The following is an 11,913-nucleotide window of genomic DNA, read 5'->3' as shown; positions in this document are numbered from 1 at the left end:
ACCAGGCGACCCCGCATTCCCTCAGGGCCGGCACCGGCTGGCGATGGTGGCCGCACGCCGCTGTTGCCAAACCGAAGGCGCATTCCGCCTGCCCGTCCCCGAAGGAAAACCAGCGTCATGTCGCACGTCCCGCTCACCCAAGCGCAGTTCCAGCAGCTCGCCGCTGACGGCCACACGCTGATCCCGGTGGTGCGCGAGGTCCTGTCGGATCTCGACACGCCGCTGTCGGTCTACCTCAAGCTGGCCGACGGCCCGTATACCTACCTGTTCGAGTCGGTCGAGGGCGGCGAGCGCTTCGGCCGCTATTCGATCATCGGCCTGCCCGCGCGGCGGGTGTTTTCATTCCGAGGTCATACCCTGGAAACCAGCGAACTCGGCGAGGTGGTCGAACGCAGGGAAGTGGCCGATCCATTCGCCGAAGTCGAGCACCTGCGCGCGGCGCATGCGGTTCCGCGGATCGAGGGCCTGCCGGGATTCACCGGGGGGCTGGTCGGCTGGTTCGGCTTCGAGTGCATCGAATACATCGAGCGGCGGCTCGCCGATGGCGGCAAACCGGACGAGCTGGGCACGCCCGACATCCTGTTGATGCTCAGCGACGAGCTGGCGGTGTTCGACAACCTCAAGGGCAGGCTGTACCTGATCGTGCACGCCGATCCGCGCGAACCGCAGGCCTACGCGCGCGCCGCGCGCCGGCTCGACGCGCTGACCCACCGCCTGCGCCATGCCGGCGCGGGCTATCCGGAAACGCTGGTGCCCGAAGCGATCGACGAGGCCGACTTCCGCTCATCCTTCACCCGCGAGCAGTACCACGAGGTGGTGCGCAAGGCCCAGGACTACATCCGCGCCGGCGACATCTTCCAGGTGGTGCCGTCGCAGCGCCTGAGCGTGCCGTTCCAGGCGCGCCCGGTGGACGTGTACCGCGCGCTGCGTGCGCTCAATCCCTCGCCCTACATGTATTTCATCGACACCGGATCGACCCAGGTGGTCGGCTCGTCGCCGGAAATCCTGGCCCGGCTGCAGTACAACGCGAACGGCGAGGGCGTCGTGACCGTGCGTCCGATCGCCGGCACGCGTCCGCGCGGCGCCACGCCCGAACTGGACAGCGCGCTGGAGGCCGAACTGCTCGCGGACCCCAAGGAGCGCGCCGAGCACCTGATGCTGATCGATCTGGGTCGCAACGACGTGGGCCGGATAGCCGAGCAGGGCAGCGTGGAGGTGGGCGAGCAGTTCGTGATCGAGCGCTACAGCCACGTCATGCACATCGTGAGCGAGGTGACGGGGCGCCTGAAAGCCGGGCTGACCTACGCCGACGTGCTGCGCGCGACATTTCCCGCCGGGACCGTCAGCGGTGCGCCGAAGATCCGCGCGCTGGAGATCATCCGCGAGCTCGAACCGGTCAAGCGCAACGTGTATTCCGGCGCCGTCGGCTACATCGGCTGGCACGGCGACGCCGACACCGCCATCGCCATCCGCACCGCGGTCATCCAGGACGGGCGCCTCTACGTCCAGGCCGGCGGCGGCGTGGTCCACGACTCCGACCCGCAGGCGGAGTGGGAAGAGACCATGAACAAGGGCCGCGCCCTGTTCCGTGCGGTGGCCGAAGCGGCGAGGGGGCTGTGATGCTGCTGATGATCGACAACTACGACAGTTTCACCTGGAACCTCGTCCAGTACCTGCAGGCGCTCGGCGCCGAGGTCAAGGTGGTGCGCAATGACGAACTGTCGCTGGAGGCGATCGACGCGCTGGCGCCGGAACGCATCGTGATCTCGCCAGGACCCTGCACGCCCAACGAGGCGGGCGTCTCGGTGGGGGTGATCGAATCGCTCGGCGCACGGGTTCCGATCCTCGGCGTCTGCCTGGGACATCAGAGCATCGGCCAGGCCTATGGCGGCGACGTGGTGCGCGCCGGCCGGATCATGCACGGCAAGACCTCGCGTATCCACCACCAGGGCAAGGGTGTGTTTGCGGGGCTGCCCGATCGCTACGAGGCCACGCGCTACCACTCGCTGGTGGTCGACAAGGCCACGTTGCCGGCATGCCTGGAAATGACGGCATGGACCGAGAACGACGACGGATCGGTCGAGGAAATCATGGGCCTGCGCCATCGCGAATTTCCCGTGCAGGGCGTGCAGTTCCATCCCGAATCGATCCTGACCGAGCATGGACATGCGTTGCTGAAGAATTTCCTCGACGGATGACGGCCCTACGGACCCACGCCATGCCCATGACCCCGCAAGAAGCCCTGCAGCGCACCATCGAGCATCGCGAGATCTTCCACGACGAGATGGTGGACCTGATGCGCCAGGTCATGCGCGGCGAGGTCTCGCCGGTGATGACCGCGGCGATCCTGACCGGTCTGCGGGTGAAGAAGGAGACCGTGGGCGAAATCGCCGGCGCGGCCCAGGTGATGCGCGAACTGGCCCTGCCGGTTGTCGTGGCCGACCGCCGACATCTGGTCGATATCGTCGGCACCGGCGGCGACGGCGCGCACAGCTTCAATATCTCCACCGCATCGATGTTCGTGGCCGCCGCCGCAGGCGCGCGCGTGGCCAAGCACGGCAACCGCAGCGTGTCGTCCAAGTCGGGCAGCGCGGACGTGCTCGAGGCGCTCGGTGCGGACATCGAGCTCGCGCCTGCACGGGTCGCGCGGTGCATCGACGCCTGCGGCATCGGTTTCATGTTCGCGCCCCTGCATCACCCTGCGATGAAGGTGGTCGCGCCCGTCCGCCGCGAGATGGGCGTACGCACGCTGTTCAATATCCTCGGTCCGCTGACCAATCCCGCCAGCGCGCCGAGCGTGCTCATGGGCGTGTTCCATCCGGACCTGGTCGGGATCCAGGTGCGCGTGCTGCAGAGACTCGGCGTCGAACGCGCGCTGGTGGTCTGGGGCCGCGACGGCATGGACGAGATCTCGCTCGGCGCCGCCACCCTGGTCGGCGAACTGCGCGACGGCGCGGTGCGCGAGTACGAGATCCACCCCGAGGACTTCGGCATCGCCATGGCCGCCAGCCGCAACTTCCGGGTGGAAGACGCAGCGCAGTCGAAGGCGATGCTGCTCGGAGTGCTGGACAACGAGCCGGGTCTGGCGCGCGACATCGTGACCCTGAACGCAGGCGCCGCCCTGTACGTCGCCGGCGTGGCGGAGTCGATCGATACCGGCATTGGCCTTGCGCGCGATGCCATCGGCTCCGGCGCCGCGCGCGCGCGCCTGGACGCCTTCGTCGCGGCCACGCGCCGCGCCGCGGACAAGCGTGCATGAATCCGTGAGGGCACGCGGCGAGGCACGAACGCGGAGCAGGTGCCTGCACGAGCATTTGCAGGTGCGGAGCCCGAGCCGGGTGCGGCTGCGGCCGACTCCAGGAACAGCCGGAGCCCGTGCTATGTTGCCCCGCCTGTCTCATCGAAAGCGGGGTTTGCGGCTGCATGTGTCCTAGCAGGGTCGCCGAAGGCGAGGAACGGGGCTGGATCATTCCCATCGGCGGTGCGGAGGACAAGGAGAGCAGGCGCCGCATCCTGAAGCGTTTCGTGCAGCTGTGCGGGGGCCGCGATGCGCGCATCGTCGTCATTCCGACCGCCAGTCGCCTGGCCGACACCGGCACGCGTTACGAGGAACTGTTCGCGCGGCTGGAAGCCGGCAGCGCGCGTTCGATCGATTTCCAGGTGCGCGAGGACGGCGAGCGCGAGGAATATCTGCGCGCGCTCGAGGACGCCACCGGTGTGTTCTTCACCGGCGGCAACCAGCTGCGCATTTCCACGATCGTCGGCGGCACCTCGGCGGCCAAGCTGATCCGCGCGCGCAATGCCAGTGGCGTGCACGTGGCCGGCACCAGCGCCGGTGCCAGCATCCTCAGCGAGCACATGATCGCGTTCGGCAAGGAAGGCAGCTCGCCGCGGGCGGGCAGCGTGCGCCTCGCGCCGGGGCTGGGGTTGACCAACCGTTTCATCATCGACCAGCACTTCCGCCAGCGCGACCGGCTGGGCCGGCTGACCGCGGCGCTGGCGTTCAATCCGTTCGCCATCGGCATCGGCCTGGACGAGGACACCGCGGCCTTCATCGGGCCGGACAACACGATGGAAGTGGAGGGCAGCGGCGGGATCACCGTGGTGGACGCCAGCGGCCTGCAGTTTTCCTCCATGGCCGAGGTACGCCAGACCGAGGCGGTCTGCCTGCTCGGCCTGACCGTGCACATCCTCACGGCCGGCGCTACGTATAACCTGCATACCCGCCAGGCATCGCCCGGCAGGCTCCTGACCGAAAAGAGCTGAGCGAGGGCTCGATGCGCATCCTCAACCGCAACGTCTACGTCGGGCCTTCGCAGTACGCGCACTTTCCGGTGATCCGGATCGAGCTCGACCTGGGCGTGCTGGAGGACTGGCCCACCGCGAAGCTCGGCAACGATTTCATCGACGGCCTGGTGGCGGCGCTGCCGGGCCTCGCCGAGCACGGCTGCTCGTATCGCGAACCGGGCGGCTTCATCCGCCGCATGCGCGAGGGCGAAGGCACCTGGCTCGGGCATGTAATGGAACACGTGGCGCTGGAGCTGCAGAACGTCGCCGGCGAGGACGTGACCTTCGGCAAGACCCGCAGTCTCTCCGACGACCGGCCGGGCGTCTATTCGGTGGTCTACGAATATGCGCAGAAGGAGGAGGGCATCGCCGCCGGTGAGCTGGCGATCAAGCTGATCGATTCGCTGCTGCCGGCGCAGCTGCGCGATTCCGGTGCGCCGGGCGAGGACTGGAACTGGGATGCGGCGCGCGACGACTTCATCCGCTATGCGCAGCGCCGCGCGCTGGGTCCGTCGACCGCTTCGCTGGTGCGCGCCGCCGAAGAGCGCGGCATCCCGTGGCTGCGGCTGAACGAGCAGTCGCTGGTGCAGTTCGGCCACGGCAAGTACCAGCAGCGCATCCAGGCCACGGTCACCGGCAAGACCCCGCACATCGCGGTGGAACTGGCCAGCGACAAGGAGGAGACCAACAAGATCCTGGCCTCGCTGGGGCTGCCGGTGCCGCGCCAGGAGCTGGTGGCCAGCCAGAGCGATGCGCTCAAGGCCGCACGCAAGCTCGGCGGCCCGGTCGTGCTCAAGCCCTACAACGGCAACCACGGACGCGGCATCACCATCAACATCAGCGGCGACGACGAGATCCGCGACGCGTTCAACGCCGCGCGCGAGCATTCGCGTTCGGTGATCGTGGAAACCTTCCAGCCAGGCGACGACCATCGCCTGCTGGTGGTCAACGGCGAACTGATCGCGGCGACCCGGCGCACGCCCGGGCACGTCGTCGGCGACGGCAGCCACACGATCGCCGAGCTGGTCGAAGCCGTGAACCAGGATCCCCGCCGCGGCGTCGGCCACGAGAAGGTGCTCACCCGCCTGGAACTCGACGCACAGGCGAAGCTGATGATGGAGCGGGCCGGCTATAACGCCGACTCGGTCCCGGCCGATGGCGAGGTCGTCTACCTGCGCTCCACCGCCAACCTGTCCACCGGCGGCACCGCCACCGACGTCACCGACGTCATCCATCCGGACAACCGCGACATGGCGGTGCGAGCGGTACGCGCGATCGGCCTGGACGTGGGCGGCGTGGACTTCATCACGCCCAACATCGCGGAGAGCTACAAGGACATCGGCGGCGCGATCTGCGAGGTCAACGCCGCGCCCGGATTCCGCATGCACGTGGCGCCCAGCGAAGGCACGCCGCGCGACGCGGCGGGCCCGGTGATCGACATGCTGTTCCCGCCCGGCACCCCGTCGCGGGTGCCGATCGCGGCGGTGACTGGCACCAACGGCAAGACCACCACGGCGCGCATGCTCGCGCATATCGCGAAGATGGCCGGCTACGCGCCGGGGCTGACGACCACGGACGGTGTCTACATCGACGGCCAGCGCACCGTGGCGGGCGATATGACCGGGCCGGTGTCGGCGCGCATGGTGCTGCGCGATCCGCACGTCGACCTGGCGGTGCTCGAGACCGCGCGCGGCGGACTGGTGCGGGCCGGCATGGGCGTGCCCGAGGTGGACGTGGGCGCGGTGCTCAACGTGCAGTCCGACCACCTGGGCCTCAAGGGCATCGACACCCTGGAACAACTGGCCGAGATCAAGCGCATCGTGGTCGAGATCGCGCGCGAATGCGCGGTGCTCAACGCCGACGACGACAACGTGCTGAAGATGTCCGGCTATACCGACGCCAAGGTCATCTGTTACGTGACGATGAATCCGTCGCATGCGCTGGTGCGCGAGCACATCCGCGCTGGCGGCCGTGCCTGTGCGCTCGAGGCCGGGGTCAACGGGCACATGATCACCCTATACGACAAGGGCAGCCACATCCCGCTGATGTGGACCCACCTGGTCCCGGCCACGCTCGAGGGACGCGCCACCCACAACGTGCAGAACGCGATGGTCGCCGCGGCGATGGCCTTTTCGCTCGGGATCAAGCTCGATGCGATCCGCCAAGGCCTGCGCACCTTCGATTCCAGCTTCTTCCAGGCGCCGGGGCGGATGAACGTGTTCGCCGAGCACCCGTTCAAGGTGGTCATGGACTACGGCCACAACGCGCACGCGGTGGAGATGATGGCCGGGCTGGTGCAGCGGCTCGACGTCACCGGGCGCAGGATCGTGGTCCTGGCCGGGCCCGGCGACCGCCGCGACGAGGATCTGCGCGCGATCGCGGCGGCGGCCGCGGGCAAGTTCGACCATTACATCGCGCGCCGCGACGACTCGCTGCGCGGGCGCGACGGCGACGAAGTCCCGCGGATCATCGCCCAGGCCCTGCGGGACGCGGACGTGTCCGGCGAGGCGATCAGCATCATTCCCGACGAACAGCAGGCGATCGATGCGGCGCTGCGCATGGGCCTGCCGGGCGATCTGATCCTGGTGTTCGCCGATGCGCTGGCGCGGTCGTGGAAGCAGATCATCAAGTTCAAGTCCGACGGCAGCAGCCCGCGCCCATCGCCGGGCGCCGCCGGGCCCCAGCCGATGCCGCAATCCAGCGCCGACGAGGCCGTGGTCGCCGCCATGCAGGGCGTGGTCCGCGACGAGCGCGGCCTGCGCTTCGAGCGCGAAACCGACGACTAGGGCTTGTCATCCCATGCGAAGCAGATCGCGTTGCTTTTCAATGGCCGCAAGATGGTGTTGCGCGGCGCAGTGTCTAGCTGGCCGCCAGGTCAAGCAGTGCGTCGCCGCATGACGGCCATCGAAAAGCAACCCAATGGGCCGGCCCTGACGCCGCGCAATGCAGCGTCATCGCTCGGTTGCGTATCGACATACGCGCCCTCGCTCTTCCTTGCCTTGCACGGCCTCAGGACCGGCGCGACCCACTCCGCATGGGACGACTAGCCCTGATGCCCGAACCATTCGTGGATTCGCGCCGGCTGACCGGCTGCAACCTGTATTTCGACGCGACCGGTGCGGCGCTGGAGACCGCGCCCGGCCTGGCCTTCGACGATGCGACGTTGGCCCGATGGGCGGACAACATCGCCGCCGCGCGGGATACGCTCGGGTGGCCGGCAGGCGAGGTGCATGTGCGGCGTCACCGGAGCGGAGCCTCGCTGGCCTTCGCCGCGCCGTTCGACCAGCTGTACGCGGCCACCGAAGTCGCCGAATGGGCCTGGTACGACGCGCTCGGACTGCAGGCCACCGAGCCGGTCGTCGATGACGAGGGTGCCTCGCGCCCGCATGCGGCGACCTTCCCCCGCGACGAGGCCCTGCGGCGGCTGCAGGGGCTCGCGGCCGGCGAAGCCAGGCCGGCGCTGGTGGCGCTGCGGGCACAGGCCACCGCGCGCGGGCTGCCGTTCCTGGCCGACGACGATGTCGTGTCCATCGGTGCGGGCACGGGCGCTCGCAGCTGGCCGATCCAGGCGTTGCCCGTGGTCGACGATGTCCCATGGTCGCAGCTGCATGCGATCCCGGCGGCGCTGGTCACCGGCTCCAACGGCAAGACCACCACCGTGCGCCTGCTGGCGGCGATCCTGCGCGCGCACGGCCTGCACACCGCGCACAGCTGCACCGAGGGCGTGTACTTCGACAACGCGCTGATCGAGGGCGGCGACTTCTCCGGACCCGGCGGCGCGCGCACCGCACTGCGCCACGCTGAAGCCCAGGCGGCGGTGCTGGAAACCGCGCGCGGCGGCATCCTGCGGCGCGGGCTGGCGCTGTGCGACGCGGACGTGGCTGTGGTCACCAATATCAGCGCCGATCATTTCGGCGAATACGGCGTGCACGATCTCGGTGACCTGGCCGCGGCCAAGCTCGTGGTCGCGCGCGCGATCGGGTCGGACGGATTGCTGGTGCTCAATGCCGATGATCCGATCCTGCTTCGCCAGTCCGCGATGCTGGCTTGCGCGATCGGATGGTTCGCTGCGGATTACGACCTTCCGCTGCTTGCGGCGCATCGCGCGCGCGGCGGCGCGACCTGCGGGGTGCGGGCAGGGGAGCTCTGGCTCTCTGGCGCCCACGATGGGGCGACGCTCGGCGCCGTCGCCGCCATGCCGCTGACGCTGGAAGGTCGCGCCGCCTACAACATCGGCAACATCGCCGCGGCAGCGCTGGCCGCGTCGGCCATGGACGTGCCTGCGCAAACCATCGTCGGGGTCCTGGCCGGGTTCGGCGCCTCGCCGGACGACAATCCGGGTCGCTTGCAGGCCTGGCGGTTCGGACAGGCCCGGGTGGTGGTCGACTACGCGCACAACCCAGACGGACTGCGCGGCCTGCTGCACGCGATCGGCGCGGATGCCCGGCAGGGACGCATGGGCGTGATGCTCGGCCATGCCGGCAACCGCGAGGACGACGATCTGCGCGCGGTGGCCACCACGGTCGCCGGCTACCGGCCCGAGCGGGTGATCCTGAAGGACATCGCCGGCTACGAGCGCGGCCGCCAGCCGGGCGAGATCGCCGCGATCATGCGCCAGGCGCTGCGCGAAGCCGGCCTCGCCGACGAGCGCATCCAGACCCATCTGGATGAAGTCGCCGCTGCGCGCCTGCTGCTGCAGGACATGCGCGATGGCGACCTGGTGGTGTTGCCGATCCACGAGACCGCGGCCCGCGACGCGGTGGTCGCGGCGCTGGATGCCATGCGTGCGCGACAATGGCGTCCGGGAGATCCGCTGCCGGAGCGGAACGGAACCAGCGCATGAGCGACATCCTGCAGCGGATCCTGCAGCGCAAACGAGAGGAAGTGGAGCAGCGGCGGGGCGAGGTCCCGCAGGCGGAATTGCAGGCGCGTGCGCGCGCCGCAGCGCCGGCGCGCGGCTTCGCTGATGCCATGCGCGCGAAGCTCGCGCGTGGTCGCCCCGCGGTCATCGCCGAGATCAAGAAGGCCAGTCCGTCGCGTGGCGTGATCCGCCCGGACTTCGACCCGGCTGCGATCGCCCGCAGCTACCAGGCCGGCGGCGCGGCCTGCCTGTCGGTGCTGACCGACGTGGACTTTTTCCAGGGGGACGATCGCCATCTGCAGGCGGCCCGCGCCGCCTGTTCACTGCCGGTACTGCGCAAGGATTTCGTGATCGACCCCTACCAGGTGTTCGAGGCACGCGCGCTGGGGGCCGATTGCGTCCTGCTGATCGTCGCCGCGCTGGAGGACGCCCAGATGCAGGCGCTGGCAGCCCAGGCGATGCAGCTGGGCATGGACGTACTGATCGAGGCGCACGATGCCGACGAACTGGAGCGTGCGTTGGCGGTCGACACGGAGGCCGGACGGGCGCCGCTGCTGGGCGTCAACAACCGCGACCTGCGTTCGTTCGAGGTGTCGCTGGACACCACCCTGGCGCTGCGCGCGCGCGTGCCCGGCGATCGGCTGCTGGTCACCGAAAGCGGCATCGCCACCTCCGGGGACGTCGCGCGCATGCGCGGCGCCGGCGTGGACGCGTTCCTGGTCGGCGAAACGTTCATGCGGGCGCCCGATCCGGGCGCCGCACTGGCCGAGCTGTTCGCCACCCCATGAGCGCGCGCTTTCCTTCCGCCGAGCCTGGCGCGCCGCTGGTGGTGTTCGACTTCGACCACACACTGTACGACGGCGATTCGGGCGGGCATCTGTTCCGCTGGTTGGTCGAACGCGCCTGGTGGCGGCGCCTGCTTGCGCTGCTGGTCGCTCCAGTCGCCGGACCGATGATCGCCTGGCTGCCGACCCGGCGGGCGGGCATCTCGACCTTCGTCTGGGTCGGGACCGTCGGCCTGCACCGCCGCCGCGACCTGGACGCGCTGATCGACCGTTACGTCGCCGGGCATGTCGACGAGATCCGCTCGCGGCTGCTGCCGGTCGCGTTGGAGGTGCTGCACCGCCACCGCAGCGCGGGCGACCTGGTGGTGATCGCCACCGGCGCGCCGCCGGAGCTCGCGCGCGCGATCCTGGCCTTCGTCGCGCACGAGGATGTGCCGGTGATCGGCACCCTCGTCGGGCCGAAATTCGGTGCGGTCGGCGCCAAGCGCCATTGCCACCATCGGGAGAAGGTGCGGATGCTGTGCGAGCGGGGCTACGTGGACATCGCGATCGCCTATTCGGACAGCCGCGCGGACCTGCCGTTGTTGCAGGCGGCGCGGCGTCCGGTGGTGGTCAATCCGAAGGAGGACGCGGTTGCGGCGTTCCGGCGCGACCTGCCGCCGGGCACGCCGATCCTCAACTGGGGCTGCGAAGGGCGTGCGGGCGAGGTGGTGTCGTCGGGCGTGGGAGTCCTGTCGGAGCCCACCTAGGGCGGGTCTTGACCCGCCGTCGCGGTCTCGCGATGTCCGAACCCGCCCTACGCGTCGCCGAGCCGCTTGATGAAACGCAAGGTCCCGTCGCTGTAGCCGCAGGCCTTGTAGAACGCGTGCGCATCGGCGCGCTGCGAACCGCTGGTGAGTTCGATCCGGGCCGCGCCGCCGGCCCGTGCGCGGCGTTCGGCCTCGCGCAGCAGCTGGCGGCCCAGGCCGCGGCCCTGCGCCTCGGGCGTGACCACCAGTGCAGTGACGCGGCAGGTATAGGTGCCCAGGGGAAGGTAATACATGAAGTCGAGCGCGATCAGGCCCGAGACCACGCCGCCCAGGCGCGCAACCACCAGCACCTGGCGGTCGTTGTCGATGATCGAGGAGATGCGCTCGAGCGCCTCGCTGCGCTCGCATGGGTAGCCGAGTTCGGTCAGCAACCCGGCCACGTCGTCCGCATCCATGAGCGAGGCGCTGCGCAGATCCGCGTCCACCTCCTCATGCGCGGCGCGGCGGACGGTCATCGTGTGCCGTACAGCACGACCGTCTTGCCGCGGGCATGCAGCTTGCCGTCGACCTGGAGCTTCTTCAGCACGCGGCCGGCCATCTCGCGCGAGCAGCCGACCAGCCGCGCCAGCTCCTGCCGCGAGACCCGCAGCTGCGTGCCCTGGGGATGGCTCATCGCCTCCGGCTCGCGCGCCAGGTCGTGCAGGGTGCGCACGATGCGGTCGGTGACGTCGAGGAAGGCCAGGCGCCCGGCCTTGCGGCTGGTGTCGAGCAGGCGGCGCGAGAGCTGGGTGCCGATCGCATAGAGCAGCTTGGGCGCGTCCGCGGCCAGCGGGCCGTCGAAGAGCTGGTACACGCGCTCGTAGCTGATCTCGGCCAGCTCGCAGGGCACGCGGGTGCGCAGGATCACCTCGCGCGCCTCGGATTCGATGAACAGGCCCATCTCACCCACGAACTGGCCGCCGCCGAAATAGCCCAGGATCAGTTCGCGATCGTTGTCCTCTTCGGTGAGGATCGCGACTGAGCCGCTGATCACGTAATAGAGCGTGCCGGCCGGATCGCCCGGACGGAACACATCGGTACGGCCCGGATAGCGCCGGCGATGGCACTGTGCGAGGAAACGCTCGATCGTGGCTGCATCGGGTGCCAGCGGGCTCGTGGGGCGCCTGCTGCCGATCAGGAGGTTCAGGGGGGATGGATTCATATCGGCGCGGAACGGAGCAAGTCGCAAGAG

Annotated in this window: 10 protein-coding genes; 8 read left to right on the top strand and 2 right to left on the bottom strand. The window is 69.6% G+C overall.

The window, feature by feature from the left end; all coding sequences use genetic code 11:
- Positions 1–117: 117 nt before the first annotated feature.
- From trpE to MC380_RS15950, 8 genes are all read left to right on the top strand, one after another.
- On the top strand, positions 118–1,620 hold the full coding sequence (gene trpE / locus MC380_RS15985; protein ID WP_242165868.1) for an anthranilate synthase component I: 1,503 nt from the start codon (positions 118–120) through the stop codon (positions 1,618–1,620).
- The gene (locus tag MC380_RS15980; protein ID WP_242165866.1) at positions 1,620–2,198 is read left to right on the top strand and encodes an aminodeoxychorismate/anthranilate synthase component II; all 579 of its coding nucleotides are present in this window, start codon (positions 1,620–1,622) and stop codon (positions 2,196–2,198) included. The genes trpE and MC380_RS15980 overlap by 1 nt, the downstream gene beginning before the upstream one ends.
- A 20-nt stretch (positions 2,199–2,218) precedes the next feature.
- Complete coding sequence (gene trpD, locus MC380_RS15975; RefSeq protein WP_242165864.1) at positions 2,219–3,259, top strand: anthranilate phosphoribosyltransferase; 1,041 nt, start codon at positions 2,219–2,221, stop codon at positions 3,257–3,259.
- Between the two features lie 164 nt (positions 3,260–3,423).
- The gene (locus tag MC380_RS15970; RefSeq protein ID WP_242102669.1) at positions 3,424–4,266 is read left to right on the top strand and encodes a cyanophycinase; all 843 of its coding nucleotides are present in this window, start codon (positions 3,424–3,426) and stop codon (positions 4,264–4,266) included.
- 11 nt (positions 4,267–4,277) lie between these two features.
- On the top strand, positions 4,278–7,073 hold the full coding sequence (gene cphA, locus MC380_RS15965) for a cyanophycin synthetase (RefSeq protein ID WP_242102670.1): 2,796 nt from the start codon (positions 4,278–4,280) through the stop codon (positions 7,071–7,073).
- Positions 7,074–7,339: 266 nt separating this feature from the next.
- Complete coding sequence (locus MC380_RS15960) at positions 7,340–9,130, top strand: Mur ligase family protein (RefSeq protein ID WP_242165862.1); 1,791 nt, start codon at positions 7,340–7,342, stop codon at positions 9,128–9,130.
- Positions 9,127–9,936 (top strand): indole-3-glycerol phosphate synthase TrpC, encoded by an 810-nt coding sequence (gene trpC / locus MC380_RS15955; RefSeq protein ID WP_242165860.1) that lies wholly within the window; start codon positions 9,127–9,129, stop codon positions 9,934–9,936. Before MC380_RS15960 ends, trpC begins: the two co-directional genes overlap by 4 nt.
- Positions 9,933–10,682 (top strand): haloacid dehalogenase-like hydrolase, encoded by a 750-nt coding sequence (locus MC380_RS15950; protein WP_242102673.1) that lies wholly within the window; start codon positions 9,933–9,935, stop codon positions 10,680–10,682. The genes trpC and MC380_RS15950 overlap by 4 nt, the downstream gene beginning before the upstream one ends.
- 47 nt (positions 10,683–10,729) lie before the next feature.
- Here MC380_RS15950 and MC380_RS15945 read toward each other — a convergent pair whose 3' ends face one another.
- Both MC380_RS15945 and crp read right to left on the bottom strand, forming a co-directional pair.
- Positions 10,730–11,197, bottom strand: a complete 468-nt coding sequence (locus MC380_RS15945) for a GNAT family N-acetyltransferase (protein ID WP_242102674.1) — start codon at positions 11,195–11,197, stop codon at positions 10,730–10,732.
- Positions 11,194–11,883, bottom strand: coding sequence for a cAMP-activated global transcriptional regulator CRP (crp, locus tag MC380_RS15940; protein WP_242102675.1), 690 nt, complete (start codon positions 11,881–11,883; stop codon positions 11,194–11,196). The genes MC380_RS15945 and crp overlap by 4 nt, the downstream gene beginning before the upstream one ends.
- Positions 11,884–11,913 lie beyond the last annotated feature (30 nt).

This window comes from Lysobacter sp. M15 (assembly GCF_022662515.1).
Classification (GTDB): domain Bacteria; phylum Pseudomonadota; class Gammaproteobacteria; order Xanthomonadales; family Xanthomonadaceae; genus JAKPBU01.
Note: the sequence above shows the minus strand (reverse complement) of the source record. Positions and strands in the feature narration are given on the sequence as shown.

Bases quoted from the DNA above. Each gene is read 5' to 3' on its own strand.
- trpE (WP_242165868.1), top strand. From the start codon at position 118: ATGTCGCACGTCCCGCTCACCCAAGCGCAGTTCCAGCAGCTCGCCGCT.
- MC380_RS15980 (WP_242165866.1), top strand. From the start codon at position 1,620: ATGCTGCTGATGATCGACAACTACGACAGTTTCACCTGGAACCTCGTC.
- trpD (WP_242165864.1), top strand. From the start codon at position 2,219: ATGCCCATGACCCCGCAAGAAGCCCTGCAGCGCACCATCGAGCATCGC.
- MC380_RS15970 (WP_242102669.1), top strand. From the start codon at position 3,424: ATGTGTCCTAGCAGGGTCGCCGAAGGCGAGGAACGGGGCTGGATCATT.
- cphA (WP_242102670.1), top strand. From the start codon at position 4,278: ATGCGCATCCTCAACCGCAACGTCTACGTCGGGCCTTCGCAGTACGCG.
- MC380_RS15960 (WP_242165862.1), top strand. From the start codon at position 7,340: ATGCCCGAACCATTCGTGGATTCGCGCCGGCTGACCGGCTGCAACCTG.
- trpC (WP_242165860.1), top strand. From the start codon at position 9,127: ATGAGCGACATCCTGCAGCGGATCCTGCAGCGCAAACGAGAGGAAGTG.
- MC380_RS15950 (WP_242102673.1), top strand. From the start codon at position 9,933: ATGAGCGCGCGCTTTCCTTCCGCCGAGCCTGGCGCGCCGCTGGTGGTG.
- MC380_RS15945 (WP_242102674.1), bottom strand. From the start codon at position 11,197: ATGACCGTCCGCCGCGCCGCGCATGAGGAGGTGGACGCGGATCTGCGC.
- crp (WP_242102675.1), bottom strand. From the start codon at position 11,883: ATGAATCCATCCCCCCTGAACCTCCTGATCGGCAGCAGGCGCCCCACG.